General features: G+C 64.8%; 13 protein-coding genes. 8 read left to right on the top strand and 5 right to left on the bottom strand.

The genetic code is table 11. The features are described from left to right. The first annotated feature begins 577 nt into the window (after positions 1 to 577). Positions 578 to 2587, top strand: a complete 2010-nt coding sequence (locus V5F77_RS13975; RefSeq protein ID WP_429005966.1) for a peptidoglycan DD-metalloendopeptidase family protein — start codon at positions 578 to 580, stop codon at positions 2585 to 2587. Positions 2588 to 2695: 108 nt separating this feature from the next. Further along, on the top strand, positions 2696 to 3604 hold the full coding sequence (locus V5F77_RS13970) for a hypothetical protein (protein WP_429005965.1): 909 nt from the start codon (positions 2696 to 2698) through the stop codon (positions 3602 to 3604). A gap of 61 nt (positions 3605 to 3665) precedes the next feature. On the opposite strand, the gene clpB is transcribed toward V5F77_RS13970, so the two are convergent. Continuing rightward, positions 3666 to 6302, bottom strand: coding sequence for an ATP-dependent chaperone ClpB (gene clpB, locus V5F77_RS13965; protein WP_429005964.1), 2637 nt, complete (start codon positions 6300 to 6302; stop codon positions 3666 to 3668). Between the two features lie 311 nt (positions 6303 to 6613). Here clpB and V5F77_RS13960 point away from each other — a divergent pair, with 311 nt between their 5' ends. From V5F77_RS13960 to V5F77_RS13945, 4 genes are all read left to right on the top strand, one after another. Continuing rightward, on the top strand, positions 6614 to 7411 hold the full coding sequence (locus V5F77_RS13960; RefSeq protein ID WP_429005963.1) for an MOSC domain-containing protein: 798 nt from the start codon (positions 6614 to 6616) through the stop codon (positions 7409 to 7411). Further along, a complete protein-coding gene (locus tag V5F77_RS13955) occupies positions 7408 to 8727 on the top strand; it encodes a cobyrinate a,c-diamide synthase (RefSeq protein ID WP_429005962.1) in 1320 nt (439 codons plus the stop codon). The genes V5F77_RS13960 and V5F77_RS13955 overlap by 4 nt, the downstream gene beginning before the upstream one ends. Before the next feature lie 148 nt (positions 8728 to 8875). Beyond that, positions 8876 to 9085: a hypothetical protein gene (locus V5F77_RS13950; RefSeq protein WP_429005961.1), complete on the top strand. Its 210-nt coding sequence runs from the start codon at positions 8876 to 8878 to the stop codon at positions 9083 to 9085. Between the two features lie 154 nt (positions 9086 to 9239). Continuing rightward, a complete protein-coding gene (locus V5F77_RS13945) occupies positions 9240 to 10667 on the top strand; it encodes an NAD-dependent succinate-semialdehyde dehydrogenase (RefSeq protein ID WP_429005969.1) in 1428 nt (475 codons plus the stop codon). 71 nt (positions 10668 to 10738) lie between these two features. On the opposite strand, the gene metH is transcribed toward V5F77_RS13945, so the two are convergent. The 3 genes from metH to V5F77_RS13930 all read right to left on the bottom strand — a co-directional run bounded on the left by metH (position 10739) and on the right by V5F77_RS13930 (position 16509). Beyond that, positions 10739 to 14470, bottom strand: a complete 3732-nt coding sequence (gene metH, locus V5F77_RS13940) for a methionine synthase (RefSeq protein WP_429005960.1) — start codon at positions 14468 to 14470, stop codon at positions 10739 to 10741. Between the two features lie 96 nt (positions 14471 to 14566). Then, positions 14567 to 15490, bottom strand: a complete 924-nt coding sequence (metF, locus tag V5F77_RS13935) for a methylenetetrahydrofolate reductase [NAD(P)H] (protein ID WP_429005959.1) — start codon at positions 15488 to 15490, stop codon at positions 14567 to 14569. Beyond that, positions 15490 to 16509, bottom strand: a complete 1020-nt coding sequence (locus V5F77_RS13930) for an ArsR/SmtB family transcription factor (RefSeq protein WP_429005958.1) — start codon at positions 16507 to 16509, stop codon at positions 15490 to 15492. The genes metF and V5F77_RS13930 overlap by 1 nt, the downstream gene beginning before the upstream one ends. Positions 16510 to 16824: 315 nt before the next feature. On the opposite strand from V5F77_RS13930, the gene V5F77_RS13925 reads away from it, so the two are divergent. After that, the gene (locus tag V5F77_RS13925) at positions 16825 to 18072 is read left to right on the top strand and encodes a L,D-transpeptidase (RefSeq protein WP_429005957.1); all 1248 of its coding nucleotides are present in this window, start codon (positions 16825 to 16827) and stop codon (positions 18070 to 18072) included. A 137-nt stretch (positions 18073 to 18209) separates the two neighbouring features. Next, a complete protein-coding gene (locus tag V5F77_RS13920; RefSeq protein WP_429005956.1) occupies positions 18210 to 18698 on the top strand; it encodes a GNAT family N-acetyltransferase in 489 nt (162 codons plus the stop codon). On the opposite strand, the gene V5F77_RS13915 is transcribed toward V5F77_RS13920, so the two are convergent. Continuing rightward, a complete protein-coding gene (locus tag V5F77_RS13915; RefSeq protein WP_429005955.1) occupies positions 18641 to 19639 on the bottom strand; it encodes a sulfotransferase in 999 nt (332 codons plus the stop codon). The genes V5F77_RS13920 and V5F77_RS13915 overlap by 58 nt on opposite strands. Positions 19640 to 19682: the final 43 nt, after the last annotated feature.

Raw genomic sequence — 19682 nt, 5'->3', positions numbered from 1 at the left:
ATCACATAAATACAAGCTATTAACCTGATATGTGCCCTGGGGATGATGGTATCGGGCGCCCGTCTTTGCGCTCTCCACGGGCCACTTTCGATGGATTTGTCGGGCCGCACGCCGGCGCAAATTGGCGTTTTCGTCTCATTCAGGCACCTCCCCAAGGGGCTTACCTGGCGCCGGCGGGGTTGGAGGGAGGTCTTGTTTCATCAGACAGATGCATGGGGGGCTCGACGGTGGGCTGGGACGAAACTTCGCTCCCGGTACTCCAACGCCCCACACCTCCTTCCGTGCGCTGTCCGGCCGCGCCCTGTTCGCATCGCCCCCTATGGCGGCAAACACCTGTGTGGGGCGTTGAATCACGCGCGTCGCGCGAGAGGGGCTCCGCGACTGCCGTTTAAAGTCCTGTCACAGTAAGCCTTTGCGGCTCCGCCATGCTTTTGCCTTGTCTGCCCCCTCACATCCCGCCGCGTTCGAAGAGGAATCTCACCAGATTGACGGGGCTTCAGGGTACCGTCATGTTCTTGCTTCGTCGGTTAAAGGTGCATGACCGCGCGCCGGCGCGGCATCAGCAAAGGGTCGGGACTTGCAGCACAGACGATCGGCCGGCACCTGGCGAGACGCGACGAGCGCAGCCGGGCTTGGCGACGAGCCCCCGCTCGGCGTCGACGGCGATGAGGAAGAGATCGACCGCCACCGGATCTCAGTACGCTGGCTCGCAGCCACTCTGCTGACTGGCCTTTGCGGCAGCTTTCTCATGGGCGGCGCGGTCTATGCCGCACTCGACGGCGACCACCGCTTCGCCTCGCTTCCCGAAACCGTAAGGGCGGTCGTGCGGGGCGCACTCGCCGCCGGCGAACGGCCTTCCAATTCTGCCCGCAAGGGCGATCGCATGTCGCTGTTGGCGGAAGCCTCCACCGCGCGGCAGACGTTCCGGCTCTCGGTTACCACCAAGGTGGGCGACAAGGAGATCATCAAGGTCCGCCCCTTCACGCGCGTGACGGCGAACCTTGCCATGTCCACCACCAGCGTCTCCTCCAACATCCCGCGTTTCAACCCGGCGCAGCTCGTGGCGCAGTCCGTGGACAAACAAGAGGCGGTGCCCCAGGCCGAACCGACAGGCGAGGTCACGGTGGTAATGCGCGATCTTGCCAATGCCCCGGCCAATCTGAAGTTCGGCGCCGCCGTGGCGATGGAGGACGTGCTGGTGAAAGTGCGCGAGGTCGCAGAACTCGCCCGCGCCCAGCCCGTACTTGCCGCAAGCCTGCCGCAAGCCTTCACCGGGCTCGGACAGAAGCCCGCGAATGGAGGGGCAGCGCCCTATCTCGCCTACGCGGCCCAGGGCAATTATCCCGCCACCACTGGAGCAGGCATCGCTCCCAAGTTGGAAGTACCGGAAAACGTGTCATTCCTGAGCAAGACCTCGGACGAAACGTCCGGCGGCAATGCCTGGTCCGACCAGACGGTGCTGGTGAAGAAGGGCGACACCATCGTGTCCGTGCTCACGGACGTCGGAGTAACGCAGGACGAGGCCCGTCAAGCCGCCGCCGCCTTCGGTCGCGGGCGCGACGGAACGGTGAAGGAAGGGCTGCGCATCCGCCTGCTCACCCAGGACGGTGCCGACAAGAAGACCCATCCGCTGCGCATTTCTCTGTTCAGCGACGCCGGTCACGAAGGCACCGTTGCGAAAGCAGACAACGACAAGTTTGTGCAGGTGGCAGAGCCGACCGAAACAGATGTCGGCGGAATCTCGGAGGATGTGGACGGCGACGACGACGGCCCCGGCATCCGCCTTTACGAGAGCATCTACGAAACCGCTCTGCGCAACGAGGTGCCTCGCAGCATCATCGCCGATCTGGTGCGGGTCTACTCCTTCGATGTCGACTTCCAGCGCCGCGTGAAGCCGGGTGACAATTTCGAGGTGCTTTACACCGAGGATGGCGGCGATGAGGAAGTGCTATACGCCGCACTGAGCACCAATGGGGAAACCCGCCGCTACTATCGCTTCCAGACCTCCGACGACGGTCTGGTGGATTATTACGACGAGGACGGCAAGAGCGCGAAGAAGTTCCTGGTTCGCAAACCCATGGCTGGGGGCATCATGCGCTCCCCCTTCGGCTATCGCCGCCATCCCATCCTCGGTTATTCCAAGTTGCATACCGGTGTGGATTGGTCGGATGCGGTAGGCACGCCGATCTTTGCGGCGGGCAACGGCACCATCATCTATGCCAATTGGAAGTCGGGTTACGGCCGGCACACCGAGATCCAGCACGCCAACGGCTATGTCACCACCTATTCCCACCAGTCCGGCTTTGCGAAGGGCATTCGCGAGGGCGTTCAGGTGCGGCAGGGGCAGGTGATCGGCTATCTCGGCTCGTCCGGCCTCTCCACCGGCCCGCATCTCCACTATGAGGTGAAGATCAACGGCTCGTTCGTGGATCCCATGCGCGTGAAGCTGCCACGCGGCCGCGCGCTCGACGGGCGGTTCCTTGCGGAATTCAAGAAAGAGCGGGAGCGCATCGAACTTCTTCTGAGCCACGCACCGGTGCCGCCGAAGGTGGCCTCGGCCGCCAGCGGCAACAGCCGTTCGAGATAGGTTGAGACTCTCAGGCCCGTTGAGGCCTTAAGTGTTCCCATTCGGCAGGTTCGGATAGACTGGCGGCATGCCAAAGTGCGAACCGCGAGCCTGTTTATGAAAGTCCGTATGCCACGTGCCGCCCGGCGGATCTCCGGCGCCCTGTTTTTTACCGCTTGTCTTCCTACAGCGGCGTTCAGTGGCTCTGCGGACGACGCCTATATCGCATCCCGCGACAAGTATGTTGCCGCCATCGCCGCCGCAGAAAAGGCCGGAGCGGGCAACGACGCAGTATTCAAGCAAGACGAGCACGCCCGCGCTGATCTGCAGAAGCAGATGGCCGCACTACTGGGCCCGCTCTCCTACAAGGGTCTTGAGAAGACCCCGAGCTTTTCCCCCGGCGCGCTGTACGATGGCGACATCGAAAGCGGCCGTCCCGATGGGCTCCTGTTCCACGACGCAAAGTATGAGACGCGCATCTTCGTGTCACCGGAGCCGGTGCTCGCGAACTGGGTCAGCCATGAGGCCGAAAGCCTGAGCCTGCCCGCGGGCGAAGGGCTGGACGCGGCCATCAAATCGGATCCCTTCTATACCCAGGCCACCGGCAGCGATGCCGCGTTCCAGAGCTATGTCGCCCTTCCGCTGTCCGCGCAGGCCGATGAAAAACTCCATGCAGCCCTGGGCGTGTTCGCCCAGGACGATCTTGGCAATGCACCCCCCAATGCTGTCGTGATCGCCAGGATCGCCGGCGGTCGGGTCACCGTCGGAACGGCACCTGCGTCCGAAGCCTATAAGTTCATTCCCGCCTGCACCAAAATCTGGAAGGAGTTTGACGCCAAGGCGAACGCTCTGTTTGCCGCCGTACAGAAAGGCGGAAAGGGCGCGGATGATCCGCGTTGGGATAAAGCCATGACCCTGCGGGACGACGGCTCCGCCGCCGTGCGCGCCTGCTACGCAAAAGAGATCGTCAACCAACCCCAGTTTACGTTGGTCCTCAAGAAGACTGAGGCTCTGCTACAGAAATTGCGGGGGAGCTGATTGACACGCAAAAGGCCCTCCCGATGGGAGGGCCCTTCTCTTTTGGATCGGCGCGTTTGCGTCAGGCGGCCTGTTCGACCGGCCCCTCGTTCGCGAAGGTCAGGCGGCCCCCCTCCAGGCCCACGCGCACCCGGGTTCCGTCCAGTATGTCGCCGGCGAGGATCTTCTCCGCCATGGGATCCTGCACCAGCTTCTGGATGATCCGCTTGAGCGGCCGCGCGCCATAGGCGGGGTCGTACCCCTTGTCGGCAAGGAAGGTCCGCGCTTCGGGAGCCAGGTCGAGGACGATCTTGCGATCCTCCAGCAGCTTGGCAATACGGCCCATCTGGATGTCGACGATGCCGGCCATCTGATCCCGCTTCAGGCGGTGGAACATGATGATCTCGTCGATACGGTTGATGAATTCCGGGCGGAAGTGACGCCGCACGGCTCCCATCACCAGCTCATAGGCCTCGTCGTCGGAGACCACCTTCTCGCCCTCCTGGCCGGGAATGCCAAAGCCCACCGGCTGACGAGGATCCGAGAGATATTCCGCGCCGAGGTTGGAGGTCATCACCAGCAGCGTGTTTCGAAAGTCCACCGTGCGCCCCTGCCCGTCCGTCAGGCGCCCGTCGTCGAGCACCTGCAGCAGAACGTTGAAGACGTCCGGATGGGCCTTCTCCACCTCGTCGAACAGCACGACCTGATAGGGCCGGCGCCGCACCGCTTCGGTGAGGGCACCGCCCTCCTCATAGCCGACATAGCCTGGAGGAGCACCGATCAGCCGGCTCACGGAGTGCTTCTCCATGTATTCCGACATGTCGATGCGCACCATGGCGGTGTCGTCGTCGAACAGATAATTGGCGAGCGCCTTCGTCAGTTCGGTCTTGCCCACGCCGGTCGGTCCGAGGAACAGGAACGAGCCGATGGGACGGTTCGGATCCTGCAATCCGGCGCGCGAACGCCGCACGGCGGTGGACACGGCGGTGACCGCCTCGTCCTGGCCGATCACGCGCTTGGCCAACTCAAGCTCCATCTTGAGCAGCTTCTCGCGTTCGCCTTCCAGCATCTTGTCCACGGGCACGCCGGTCCAGCGGGAGACCACACCTGCGATATGGTCGGGCGTCACGGCCTCTTCCATGGTGCCGCCCTTGTCGCCGGCCGCTTCGACGGTCGCCAGTTTCTTCTCCAGGTCCGGGATCACCGAATAGGTCAGCTCACCCGCCTTCTGGTATTCGCCCTGGCGCTGGGCGGTTGCCAGATCGGCGCGCGCCTGGTCGAGCTTGGCCTTGAGCGTGGTCGCCGTGCCGAGCTTCTCCTTCTCCGCCTTCCATTTGGACGTGAGGACGGAGGCGCGCTCCTCAAGATCGGCCAGTTCCTTTTCAAGCCGCTTCAGGCGGTCCTTGGAGGCCTGGTCGGTCTCCTTCTTCAGCGCCTCCTGCTCGATCTTCAGCCGCACGATCTCGCGGTCGAGATTGTCCAGGGCCTCGGGCTTGGAATCCACCTGCATGCGCAGGCGCGAGGACGCCTCGTCGACGAGGTCGATGGCCTTGTCCGGCAGGAAGCGGTCGGTGATGTAGCGGTTGGAGAGCGTCGCGGCCGCGACCAGCGCGCTGTCGGTGATCCGCACGCCGTGGTGCAGCTCATACTTCTCCTTGAGACCGCGCAGGATCGAGACGGTATCCTCCACGGTCGGCTCGGAGACGAAGACGGGCTGGAACCGACGGGCGAGCGCCGCGTCCTTCTCCACATGCTTACGGTATTCATCCAGCGTGGTGGCGCCGACACAATGCAGCTCGCCGCGCGCCAAGGCGGGTTTGAGCAGATTGGATGCATCCATCGCGCCATCGGTCTTGCCGGCACCGACGAGGGTGTGCATCTCGTCGATGAACAGGATGATCCCACCCTCGGCCGACTGCACCTCATTGAGCACGCTCTTGAGACGCTCCTCGAACTCGCCGCGATATTTCGCGCCGGCGATGAGGGAGCCCATGTCGAGCGCGAGCAGGCTCTTGTTCTTCAAGCTTTCCGGAACGTCGCCATCAATGATCCGGCGGGCGAGGCCTTCCACGATCGCGGTCTTGCCGACACCCGGCTCGCCAATGAGCACGGGGTTGTTCTTGGTCCGGCGCGCCAGCACCTGGATGGTGCGGCGAATCTCTTCGTCGCGGCCGATGACCGGATCAAGCTTGCCGTCACGCGCCGCCTGGGTCAGGTCGCGGGCATATTTCTTCAGCGCGTCATAGGCGTTCTCGGCGGTCGCCGTATCGGCGGTCCGGCCCTTGCGCAGCGCTTCGATGGCGGCATTGAGATTTTGCGGGGTCACGCCGGCCCGCGCCAGGATCTGACCGGCCTCGGTTTCTTTCTCGATGGCGAGGGCAAGCAGAAGCCGCTCGACGGTGACATAGCCGTCGCCCGCCTTCTTCGCCGCCTGCTCGGCAGCCTCGAACACACGCGCCAAAGGCTGGCTCAGATAAACTTGTCCAGAACCGCCCTGCACCTTCGGCAGCTTGCGAAGCGCAAGCTCCACCTCGTCGCGCACCTGGGTCGGATTGCCGCCCGCACGCTGGATGAGACCGGAGCACAGGCCCTCGGGATCGTCGAGCAATACCTTCAGAAGATGCTCGGGCGCAAACTGCTGGTTGCCTTCGCGGACGGCGAGCGACTGTGCCGACTGCACGAAACCGCGCGCGCGCTCGGTATAGATTTCAAAATTCATATCGTTCCTCCTCGGCGCTCCCGACGCCTTGAAAAGCACGACGGGACACGATCGGATGCGGCTCCGGTATCCCCGGCCGCCGCAGCGGTCGCGCTTGACGCGCCGCCGTTGCGGGATGTGGGGATGCCCGGCGCCCAGGGGAAGGGGGTCATGCCTCTACGCAGACGGGAATTTTCCACGTCGGCGCCCGCCGCGCCTTGATGCGTATCACGGAACACGTCACCGGCGGCATGAACATGCGCGGCCGCACCTTGACCGGCCCGCATCGCAATGCGAGCCATAAGCACTGCGCCAGTCGAGGAATGCCATCCATGCGCGCGCCCGTCGCGACCCTGATTGCCATAAACCGCTATCCGGTGAAGGGCTTTTCTCCCGAACCGATGGACGGCGTGGACCTGCGCGCCGGTGATTTCTTCCCCGGTGACCGGCTCTACGCGGTGGAGAATGGCCCGAGCGGCTTCGACCCGGACGCCCCGACCTATAAAGAGAAGACTGCCTTCGTCGTGCTGATGCGCAATGCTCGCATCGCGGCCCTGAAAACGCGCTTCGACCCCGTCAGCACGGTCTTCACCCTGTCCAAGGGCGACGCTGAGGTGGCGCACGGGGACCTCTCCACCGCCGAGGGACGGGCTGAGATCGAGCGGTTCCTCACCTCTTACATGGAGAGAGAAGCGCGCGGCCCCCTGAAGCTGCTCACCGCACCGGTCAGCCACCGCTTTATGGATTCGCTGCGCTCCGGCTTCGTCTCCCTGCTCAATCTCGCCAGCGTGCGCGACCTGGAGGCGAAGATGGGCGCGCAGATCGACCCGATCCGCTTCCGCATGAACTTGCATCTCGATGGCCTGCCTGCGGGGGCGGAACTGGAGCTTGAAGGCAAAACCCTCGCCGTCGGCGACCGGGTGCGGCTTGAGGTGCTCAAGCGCACCGAGCGCTGCGCCGCCACCAGCGTCAATCCCGCCACGGCGGAGCGCGACCTCAACATCGTCAAGGGCCTGGCAAAGAGCTACGGCCATACCGATTGCGGCATCTACGCCAAGGTGGTGACGGGCGGACGGATCGTACCCGGCGATCCGATCCGTCACGCGCAGCCCAGCCTCGACCTCGCATGAGCGCGCGCGGACTGCTGATCGCCGCGCCCCGTTCCGGCTCGGGAAAGACCACGGTCACCCTTGGTCTGCTTGCCGCCTTCGCCCGGCGTGGTGTGAGGGTGCGGGCCGCGAAATCGGGGCCAGATTATATCGACCCCGCCTTCCACGCAGCCGCGACCGGACGCCCCGGCCTCAATCTCGACAGCTGGGCCATGCCGCCGGCCCTGCTGGAATCCCTCGCCACCGAGGCCGCGGCGGGCGGTGAATTGCTGGTGGTGGAAGGCGCAATGGGCCTGTTCGACGGGGTGCCGGGCACCGACGGGCGATCCGGCGCCGGGGCCGACGTAGCCGCTCTGCTGAACATCCCGGTGCTGCTGGTGCTCGACGTCTCGGGGCAATCCCAGACCGCCGCCGCGGTGGCGCGGGGCTTTGCTACCCACGACCCGCGCGTGCGAATCGGCGGGCTGATCCTCAACCGGGTCGGCAGTGCCCGCCACACGCGCCTCGTCACCCAATCCATGGCGCCGTTGGGCCTGCCCGTGCTCGGCGCGATCCCGCGCACCGACACACTGGTTCTACCGGAACGTCATCTCGGCCTTGTCCAGGCGGGCGAGCATGACGACCTCGCCACCCGGTTCGCCGCGCTCGCCGACATGGCCGAGAAGCAGTGCGACCTCGATGCCATTTTTGCCCTGGCGGCGCCCCTCGCCCCCCTTCCGGCGCATGTTTCAGCCCCCGCTCTGCCGCCGCCGGGTCAGCGCATCGCGCTGGCGCAGGATCCAGCCTTCAGCTTCCTCTATGCCCATCTGCTGCAATCCTGGCGCCGTGCCGGCGCGGAAATCCTGCCCTTCTCGCCACTCGCCGACGAAGCGCCGGATCGGAGCTGCGACGTATGCTGGCTGCCCGGGGGCTATCCCGAACTGCATGCCGGCACGTTGGCGGCGGCCGCGCGCTTCAAGCAGGGAATGCGGGCGTTCGCCGCCGTAAAGCCGGTCCACGGCGAATGCGGGGGCTACATGACCCTCGGTGCCGCGATCACCGACGCGTCCGGCACGGTGCACGAAATGCTGGGTCTGCTCGGGCTCGAAACCAGCTTCGCCCAACGCAAGATGAACCTCGGGTATCGCGAGGCCCACCTGTCAGTCCCCTCTCCCCTCGGCCCGGCGGGGACACGGGTGCGGGGGCACGAATTTCATTACGCGACCATCCTGACCCTCGGTAAAGACGAGCCGCTCGCCGAACTGAGCGATTCCCAAGGCGACACTCTGGGTCCGTCCGGCAGCCGGCGCGAACACGTAACCGGCGCGTTCTTCCACGCCATCGCTCCTGTTGCATAGGCGCACGCACCGCACAGACCTTTGCGCGAAGAATTGCACAGACCGCATGTCTAAGATCGGCGTATCGGGGCTATAGTTCCACGGCGAGAGCCGGAAAGGCCGAGCGAGGAAACGCAGACCCAAAGGGGAGTGCCACATGCGGTGCCAGATGAAGGACGATGATTTTCGCCAGGCCATCCTGGAAATCGTCGGCGCCAAAGCAGGACAGGCGATCATCATTCAAGTAGTCGGCGGTACGACCATCACCGGCTATGCACCGCTGAGCGTCGGCCGCGACTATCTGCGCTGCCAAATCGCCGGCGGCGATAATCAGAAGGAACAGATTGTCCCGCTGCACTCCATCACCTGCGTGCGCTGACCAGCGCGCTCATCCAGCCCCACACCTTGCCCGACGCCGCCCCGCATACGGTGCGGTCGCGCGGACATATTTGCTTGTTCTATGACCGTATCCTTAGGAGCACCACATGCCCGCTCTCGCCCCCGTTTCCGGCACTACGCCCGCCTTCCCCCTGATGCGCGAACAGATCCTGGTCGGCGGCCAATGGATCGACGCTGACGGCGCCGGCACAATCAACGTCGTTAATCCCGCGACCGGTGATCTGATCGGCACGGTTCCCGATGCCGGCTCGGCGGAGACGCGCCGCGCCATCGAGGCCGCAGCCAAAGCCCTGCCCGCGTGGCGCGCCAAGACTGCAGCCGAGCGCGCGACCCTCCTGCACAAGCTCGCCGATCTGATCCTCGCCAATCAGGAAGAGCTGGCCTCCATCCTCACCAGCGAGCAGGGCAAGCCCCTGGCGGAAGCGCGCGGCGAAGTGGGCGCCTCGGCCGCCTATGTGCGCTGGTTTGCCGAGGAAGCGCGCCGCCTGTACGGCGATGTCATTCCCTCCCCCTGGCCCGGTCGACGCATCCTCGTCACCAAGGAGCCGGTTGGTGTGGTCGCCGCCATCACGCCGTGGAACTTCCCCTCCTCCATGCTCTCACGCAAGATCGGCGCGGCGCTTGCGGCCGGCTGCACCGTTGTGTGCAAGCCCTCCGAGCTGACCCCCTATTCGGGCCTGGCCTGGGGGGTGCTGGCGGAGAAGGCGGGAATTCCGGCGGGCGTCATCAACATCCTCATCGGCGACGCCAAGGCCATCGGTGGCGAAATGACCTCCAACCCGATCGTGAAGAAGATTACCTTCACCGGCTCCACGGCGGTCGGCAAGCTGCTCATGAAGCAGTCTTCGGACACCATGAAGAAGATCTCCATGGAACTCGGCGGCAACGCGCCCTTCCTCGTATTTGACGATGCCGACCTTGACGCGGCAGTGGAAGGGGGCATCGCTTCCAAATACCGCAATGCCGGCCAGACCTGCGTGTGCACCAACCGCTTCTACGTTCAGGCCGGCGTCTATGACGCCTTCGTCGAGAAGTTCGTTGCCGCCTCCAAGAAGCTGAAAATCGGCAATGGCTTCGACGACGGCGTCGTGGCCGGTCCGCTGATCGAGGAAAAGGCGGTCGCCAAGGTGGAACGCCTACTGAAGGACGCGGTGGACAAGGGCGGCAAGGTTGTCGCCGGCGGCAGGCGCAGCCAGCTCGGTGGCACCTTCTTCGAGCCGACCGTGATCGCCAATGCCTCCGCCGACATGGCGTTCGCCCGCGAGGAGATCTTCGGACCCATGGCCCCGATCTTCAAGTTCGAGACCGAGGAAGAGGCCGTGCGCCTCGCAAATGACACCGAATATGGCCTTGCCTGCTATTTCTTCACCAAGGATCTCGGCCGCGCGTTCCGGGTTGCCGAGGCGCTGGAATATGGCCAGGTCGGCGTCAATGCTGGCGTCATCACCTCCGAAGTGGCACCGTTCGGCGGCTACAAGGAGAGTGGTGTCGGCCGCGAAGGCTCCAAGTACGGCTGCGACGAATACCTCAACATCAAATACACCTGCATCGCCGGCCTGTGAGCCGTTGACGCGGATCTGAAAAGAAAAGGGGCGCATGTGCGCCCCTTTTTGTTGACCCGATTTGCCCGCCCTCACTCGGCCGCAGCGCGGCGCGCGGGATCGTAATTGAGGATCGGCGCCAACCAGCGCTCCCCCTCTTCCACGCTCCATCCCTTGCGGACGGCATAATCCTCCACCTGGTCGCGCTCGATGCGGCCGACGCCGAAATAAGCGCTCTCGGGATGGGAGAAATAGAGCCCGGAGACCGCCGCGCCGGGCCACATGGCATAGCTCTCGGTCAGCTCAAGCCCGATCTTGTTGGTGGCATCCAGGATCGAGAACAGCGTCCCCTTCTCTGTATGGTCGGGCTGGGCGGGATAGCCAGGTGCTGGACGAATGCCGCGGTACTTCTCCAAGATCATGTCATCGTTGGAGAGCCCCTCGTCGGGCGCATACGCCCAAAGCTGGGTGCGCACCAGATGATGCATGCGCTCGGCGAAGGCCTCCGCCAGACGGTCCGACAAGGCCTTCACCATGATGGCGGAATAATCGTCATTGGCGTGCTTGAACGCGTCCGACCGCGCCGCTTCGCCGAACCCGGTGCATACGGCGAAGCCGCCGACATAATCGGGCACGCCAGTGTCCAGCGGGGCGATGAAGTCGGACAGCGCCAGGTTGAAGCGCCCCTCGCGCCGCGCCAGTTGCTGGCGCAGCGTGTGCAAGGAGGCCAGCGGCGTCTTGCGGGTATCATCGCGGAACAGGACGATATCGTCGCCAATGCTATTGGCGGGCCAGAAGCCGACCACCGCCTTGGCGGTCACCCACTTTTCCTCGACCATCTGCGCCAGCATGGCCTGCGCATCCTTGAACAGGTTGCGAGCGGGCTCTCCCACGACCGGGTCCTCCAGGATCGCCGGATAGCGGCCCGATAATTCCCAGGACTGGAAGAACGGCGTCCAGTCGATGAAGGGCACGAGGTCGGCGAGGTCATGGTCCTCGAACACGCGGGTGCCGAGGAAAGCGGGCTTCGGCGGCAGATAGGCGGAGAAATCCAGCTTCAGGCCGTTGTCGCGCGCCTTGGCGAGCGGAACACGCTGCTTGGCGGCATCGGCGCGGGCATGGGCGTCGGCCAGCTTCACATATTCCGCCTTTACGTCAGCCATGTAGGAGGCACGCGTCTCCGGGTTCAGGAGGTTCGCCACCACGCCGACCGCGCGGCTCGCGTCGGTGACATAGACCGCCTGCCCCCGCTCGTATTGCGGGGCGATCTTCACCGCCGTGTGGACGCGCGAGGTGGTGGCGCCGCCGATCAGCAGCGGCACCACGAAGCCCTCGCGCTCCATCTCGGAGGCGACCGACACCATTTCGTCCAGCGAAGGGGTGATGAGACCGGACAGGCCGATCACATCCACATTCTCGCGCTTGGCGGTTTCCAGGATCTTGGCGGTGGGCACCATAACGCCGAGGTCGATGACCTCGAAATTATTGCACTGGAGCACGACGCCGACGATGTTCTTGCCGATGTCGTGCACATCGCCCTTCACCGTCGCCATCAGGATCTTGCCGGCGGATGAGGATTCGGTGGTGCCGTTGTCCAGCTTCTCCTGCTCCATGAAGGGCATGAGATAGGCCACCGCCTGCTTCATCACGCGCGCGGACTTCACCACCTGCGGCAGGAACATCTTGCCGGCGCCGAACAGATCGCCGACCACATTCATGCCGGCCATCAGCGGCCCCTCGATGACGTGGAGCGGACGGGCCACCTGCTGGCGCGCCTCCTCGGTGTCGGCATCGACGAATTCGGTGATGCCATTGATGAGCGCGTGGGCAAGGCGCTTTTCCACCGACCACGTGCGCCAGGCAAGATCGGCTTCCTTCTTCTCTTTGCCAGCGCCGCCCTTGAAGCCCTCGGCCAGGGTCAGCAGGCGCTCGGTGGCATCGGGATTACGGTTGAGCACCACATCCTCGCACGCCTCCCGCAGTTCGGCGGGGATTTCGTCATAAAGCGCAAGCTGGCCGGCATTGACGATGCCCATGTCCATGCCCGCCTTGATGGCGTGGTAGAGGAACACGGCGTGCATCGCCTCGCGCACCGGCTCGTTGCCGCGGAACGAGAACGACAGGTTCGACACGCCCCCGGAAATATGGGCGTGGGGCAAATGTTCGCGGATCCAGCGCGTGGCCTTGATGAAATACACGCCATAAGGCGAATGCTCCTCGATGCCGGTGGCGACCGCGAAGATGTTGGGGTCGAAGATGATATCCTCAGGCGGGAAGCCCAATTCCTCCACCAGGATCTTGTAGGCGCGGGCGCAAATCTGGGTCTTGCGCTCGAACGTATCGGCCTGGCCCTGCTCATCGAACGCCATCACGACGACCGCCGCGCCGTAGCGGCGCACCAAGCGCGCCTGGGCACGGAAGCCCTCCTCCCCCTCCTTCATGGAGATGGAATTGACGATGCCCTTGCCCTGGATGCATTTCAGCCCGGCCTCGATGATCGACCACTTGGAGCTGTCCACCATCACCGGGACGCGGGAGATATCCGGCTCGGCGGCGACGAGGTTGAGGAAGGTGACCATGGCCTTCTGGCTGTCCAGCAGGCCCTCGTCCATGTTGATGTCGATGACCTGGGCGCCGTTTTCCACCTGGTCGCGCGCAACCGCGAGCGCTGCGGGAAAATCGCCGTTGGTGATCAGCTTGCGGAAGCGAGCCGAGCCGGTGACATTGGTACGCTCGCCCACGTTCACGAACGGGATCTGCGGCGTCAGCTCGAAGGGTTCGAGGCCCGACAGGCGCAGCATGGGCGGCAGCTCAGGTACGGTGCGCGGCTTGTGGACGGAGACCGCCTTCGCAACGGCCGCGATATGGTCCGGCGTGGTGCCGCAGCAGCCGCCGACGATGTTGACGAGGCCGGAGGCGGCGAATTCGCCCACCAGCGCCGCCATGGCCTCGGGGCTCTCATCATAAAGGCCGAATTCGTTGGGCAGGCCGGCGTTGGGATAGGCGCACACCAGCGTATCGGCCACCTTTCCGATTTCGGCGATATGGGCGCGCATCTCCTTGGCGCCGAGGGCGCAATTGAGGCCGATGGAGAACGGCTGGGCGTGGCGCAGCGAATACCAGAAGGCGGCCGGCGTCTGGCCCGAGAGGGTGCGGCCCGAAAGGTCGGTGATGGTGCCGGAGATCATCACAGGCACGCGGGTGCCCAATTCGTCGAACAGGCCTTCAATCGCGAAGATCGCGGCCTTGGCATTCAGCGTGTCAAAGATGGTTTCGATCAGCAGCAGGTCGGAGCCACCCGCCAGCAGGCCGCGCGCCTGCTCGCCATAGGCCACGGCCAATTCGTCGAAGGAGGTGGCACGGAAGCCGGGATCGTTCACATCCGGCGAGATGGAGGCGGTGCGGTTGGTGGGTCCGATGGCGCCCGCGACGAACCGGCGCCGGCCGTCCTGAGCCTGTGCCTGCTGCGCGGCTTCCTTGGCGAGGCGGGCGCCTTCCACGTTCAGTTCGTAGGCGAACTCCTCCATGCCGTAATCGGCCTGGGCGATGGTGGTGGAGGAGAAGGTATTGGTCTCGACAATGTCGGCGCCGGCCAGAAAATACTTGAGGTGAATGGCCCGTACGTCGTCCTGCCGGGTGAGGTTCAGCAGGTCGTTATTGCCCTTCACATCACGCGGCCAGGCGGCGAAGCGCGCCCCGCGATAGCCGGCCTCGTCCAGCTTCAGGCCCTGGATCATGGTGCCCATGGCTCCGTCCAGCACCAGGATGCGCTCGCGCGCGGCGGCATGGAGGGCGGCTGTGGTCTCGTTTCGGGCGTCGGTCATGGTGCACCACTAATCCCATATGGGAAGCGTTAAAGCGTCTGCCGGGATTGGCGGCCCGGACCAAGCGGGCGGCGAGGCCGCCCGCAGCAAGAAAGATCACACCGCGATGGCCTGAGGCTGCACGGCCGCCTCGTCCTTCGCCCGCAGGCCGAGGAGGTGGCAGATGGCGTAGACCAGGTCGGCACGGTTCAAGGTGTAGAAGTGGATATCGGCGGCGCCGCGATCAACCAGATCGGTCGCCTGCTCGGCGGCGACGGCGGCAGCGATCAGCTTGCGCGTCTCGGGATCGTTGTCGAGCCCCTCGAAGCGCTTGGCCAACCAGTCCGGCACGCGCGCGCCGGTGCGAACGGCAAAATTCGCGGCCTGCTTGAAATTGGTCACCGGCAGGATGCCCGGCAGAATCGGGATGTTGATGCCGCGCGCCCGCACCTTGTCGAGATAGCGGAAATAGACGTCGTTATCGAAGAAAAACTGGGTGATGGCGCGGGTCGCTCCATTGTCCACCTTCTCCTTCAGATAATCGATGTCGGCATCGATGCTCGGGCTTTCTGGATGCTTCTCGGGATAGGCCGAGACCGAGACCTCGAAATCCCCGAGCTTGCGGATTCCCGCCACCAGATCGCAGGCATGGGCATAGCCGTCGGGATGCGGCACATAGGCGGTGCCGACGCCGCTGGTGGGATCACCGCGCAAGGCCACGATGTGCTTCACGCCCGCCTTGGCATAGGCGCGCACCACATCGTCGATCTCCGCCCGGGTCGCGGCGACACAGGTGAGATGGGCGGCGGGGGCAAGATCGGTCTCGCGCACCAGCCGCTCGACGGTGGCGTGGGTGCGCTCGCGCGTGGAGCCGCCGGCGCCGTAGGTCACGGAAACGAAGCGCGGCGCAAGCGGCGCGAGGCGCGCCACGCTGGACCACAGATTGCGCTCCATCTCCTCGGTCTTGGGCGGGAAGAATTCGAACGAGACGCCCACCGGCGCCTTGCCCACCTCGCGGCTCGCCCGGATCGGCCCTGCCATCACGCAACCTCCCTCTTTTCTTGGACTGTGGCGACGCGGGGGTCGCAGGCGAGCCATAAGGAAACCGTCAGGGCATTTTCCCCGCCCGTTTCGGGAGCAAGCCGCCTGTTCATGACCGGCTCCAGTCCGGCCTGAGCCAGCCAGCCCTCCACCGCCTCGGTGGAGAAGCCAAGGCGGCGATGGGCATGCGCCTCACGCAGAAACTCCAGATCGTGGGGCGCGAAATCGATCACCAGCAGCCGCCCGCCCGGCCGCAGCAGCCGCGCCGCCTCGCGCACAGCACGGCCGGCATCGTCGAGGAAGTGCAGCACCTGATGGATGATGATGGCATCGAAACTATCGCGCGGCATGGCGAGGTTATAGATGTCGCCCTGGCGCACCGAGCAATTGCGGATGCCCGCCTGCTCCAGATGGGCGCGGGCGATGCGCAACATGTCCGGGGACAGATCGATGCCGATGCCGCGGCCGATCTCGGGCGCGAACAGTTCCAGCATGCGCCCGGTGCCGGTTCCAAGGTCGAGCAAAGAATCGATCGGGGTGCCGGCCAGCGCCTCGTGCACCGCATCTTCAACGGCGGTCTCCGGCACATGCAGGCTGCGGATGGCATCCCATTGCGCGGCATGGGCGGCGAAATAGGTCTGCGCCGTCTGGGCACGAGCTGCATGCACCTCGGCGAGGCGGTCACGGTCGCGGCGCACCACGTCGTCGAGCGGGTCCAGCAACCGCAGCAAGGTATTGGCGATGCAGGCCCCCGGTCCTTCATTGGCCCGACGATAGAACATCCAGCTCGCCTCCCGATGCCGCTCCACCAGCCCCGCATCCGCCAGCAGCTTCAGATGGCGCGAAATGCGCGGCTGCGACTGGCCGAGAATCTCGGTCAGATCGGAGACGGTCAGTTCCGCTTCGCCCAGCACTGCGAGCAGCCGGAGGCGCGTGTCCTCGCCCGCAGCCTTCAGGCCATCGAGGAGGCTCAGATAGGAAAGCGGCTTGCCTAAGAGATGATGGCCATCTAACGACATAAAGATATCTTTATATTTATCTCCAGCCAATTTCAAGCCGCCCGACCGTCACTCTCCTGCAACGCAGGTCAGGATTGCACCACGAATAGGTTATCGGGCACGCTTTGCATTGCACCGCATTCAGCGCGGCGTTACGAACACAGGGAACGCTTGGCTTCCCTCGGTGGTTAAGGGCTGGGCGGCTCACCGTGGAGCAGGGCTTGATCTGCCGCAAGGGCGCGTGGCGCACCGGCATGCAAGCCTCGAAACACGGCGGGATTAAAAAATTGGGGCCGTTTCCAATTTCGTCACGTTTCAGGATTAACAACGAATCCCATGACGCTGCGCAACACACTCCTCTCCGCCCTTGGGATCTCCGTCCTGGCTGCTTCGGCGCATGCCCAGACCATGCCGGGCCGCTATTACGTGCCCGCGGCGGCTGACGCTGACGAAACCACGGGCGCCATTGCGCCGCCGGAGCCGGCAGGTAGCCTGCCCGGCTACAATGATCCTTATGCACGCCCGACCGTGCGCAGTGATGCGGTGCAGAGTGCGCCCATCGCAGCGCCACCTGGCAGCGTTCAGGCGCCCACCTATTCGGCGCCAGGTTATGCTCAGCCGGCGCCGCAGCAAGGCTATTCGCAGGGCGCGCCGGTCCAGGCCGCCGCGCCGAGCAATCAGCCGTTGCCCATCGCCCCGCAAGGCAGCTACGCCCCTCAGCAGGGCGGATACGTAACGCAGGGAGCAGCCGCCCCGGCCGCTTCTGCGTCGCAGGGTTACGTCCAGCCGGGACAGGGTTATGTGCAGCCGGCTCAGGCCGCCGGCGAGCCGCCGACGTCCGCTCAGCAGGATGCCTTGCGCGCCCAGGCGCTTCAGCAGGGCTATGTACAGCCTGACGCCGGCTATGTTCAGCCGCAGCAGGGCTACGTTCAGCCGGCGCCCCAGGCCGCATCTTACGGTGGCCCGGCGGTCGGCGCGCCAACCGCGCCCCCCTCTGGCGTCTATGGCTCCAACGCCGCCGTTGTTCCCGGCACGCAGGAAGCCCCTTCCGGCCCGCGCATCGAAGATGTCGATCCGAGCGAGCCGGTGCCGGAGCGCTTCCGCCGTCAGACGGTGGATTTTCCGAGCACCCAGCCCGCCGGCACGATCGTGATCGATACGTCGAACACCTATCTTTATCTGGTCCAGGGTGGCGGCAAGGCGATCCGTTACGGCATCGGCGTTGGCCGTGACGGCTTCACCTGGGCCGGCACTGAGAAAATCACCCGCAAGGCGGAATGGGCGGATTGGCGCCCGCCGGCGGAAATGATCACCCGCCAGCCCTATCTGCCCCGCTTCATGGCGGGCGGGCCGGGCAATCCGCTCGGCGCGCGCACGCTCTATCTCGGCGGCACGGTGTATCGGATCCACGGCACCAACGAACCGCAGACCATCGGCAAGTTCGTGTCCTCCGGCTGTTTCCGCATGTTGAATGCCGACGTGGAAGACCTGTTCGACCGCGTCAAGGTCGGCACCAAGGTGGTGATCATGCCGAAGACCGGCGGCGCCCAGGCCAGCGCGGGTTCGAACAACCAGAGCCACTGACGCTACCGCATCCCTGTTAAGACGAGCGCGCCTTCGGGCGCGCTTTTCTTTTTGCGGCACCTCTTTTCGGTCGGCCGCATTTCGCGCGACATCAGCGGTCCATAGGGTGACGCGTCCGCGAACCGAGGAGAGGCGGCATGACCAGCATGAGCAAGGGGGCGGACGGCCGCCTGACCGACGCGAAAATCACGATCCGAGATGCCCAACCGCAGGATGAGGCGCGCTGGCGCGTCCTTTGGGCCGGCTATACCGCATTCTATGAAGCCGAAATTCCCGCGGACATCACCGCATACACCTGGGAGCGGATCCTCGATCCCGCCTCCTCGATCTTTTGCCGCGTCGCTGAGAATGCCGGCGTCGTGGTCGGCTTCGCCGTCTGCGTATTGCATCCAGGTACCTGGGACCGCGGTCCGCGCTGCTATCTGGAAGACCTTTTTGTGGACGAAGCAGTTCGCGGTGGCGGGATCGGCCGCATGCTGATCCAGAACCTCATCGATGCGGGGAAGGCTGAGGGTTGGCAAGACCTATACTGGCACACCAAGGCCAGCAACGCGACCGCCCGCCGGCTCTACGATTCGTTCGCCCCGGCCGATGAATTCGTGCGGTATCGCTTGCCGCTCGCCTGATCCTGCAACGCGATGAAGGGGATGCGGGCGCACTCCGATATGCTCCAGCGGCGTTCCAGCGCTGGCACCTCCCGCATTGTCGGCCACCGCGAGACGTCAAGCCCGGTCAGTTCGGAAAAAGCCAGAATCTCCAGCTTAAGAAGGCGCGTGAACAGCGCGCGATCCGCGGGTGTCGGGCGGCACGGCCACAAGATGTCCGGCCGCGTGAACTCACGCCTTGGCGGCAAGGGTGGAAACGGTCCGATACCAAGAAAATGCGCGATCCGGGCAAGTGTCGCGTGTGGCTGATTGGCGAGATCCTCGGAGCGCAGGAACAGCAATTGCTCGGCCGGAAAATGGGCCAGAGCCCGGCGCACCTGGACAGCATAAAAGCCGCGCTCCACGTAACTTAGATGCCGGTGCACCCTCGACAATGGTTCACCGAGCCTCATCCGCATCCGGCCCCCACGAATGGCCTCAGCAAAGCTCATGCCCTCTTCGCCCCGGGCATATTCCATGCACCAGTGCGACCACGCCCGCTCGAACGGATCGCGAAACAGGAAGATAAGCCGGGCCGCCGGGTTATAGGCCTTGAGGCGCGCCATCGCCGGCGGCCAGAACCCGTAGATCGGCGTCGCCTCGAACCGCAGGCGCCCCCCGTCGTCGTCAAAGGCAGCTTCAAGGCCGCCATAGTCCGGGGCGTTCCAATCCTGTGTCTCGTCGTCGAAAAAATGCACTTCCTTGCCGTGCGGAGCGGACAGGCCGGGATGATCGCGCAAATAGGAGAAGAGGCTGGTAGTGCCGCCCTTCTGCACACCGCACACGAATACGGAGACTCGCTTCGCCACCGCCGCTGCCTCCGGCCCGACACGCACCAATGTCCTGCAAGGCAGCCCAGCGATCTTCATGACAAAATCATGTCGAAAGGGGGTAGCCAGCCCAGGGAGTATCAGGGGCTGCATTTCGGATATCAAGAGGTGTTGTTGCCGAGGCTATGCAACCGGC

This window comes from Roseixanthobacter psychrophilus (assembly GCF_043195195.1).
In the GTDB taxonomy this organism is placed as follows: Bacteria; Pseudomonadota; Alphaproteobacteria; order Rhizobiales; family Xanthobacteraceae; genus NCEH01.
The sequence above is the reverse complement of the archived record's forward strand: the minus strand, read 5'-3'. Positions and strand labels throughout refer to the sequence as shown.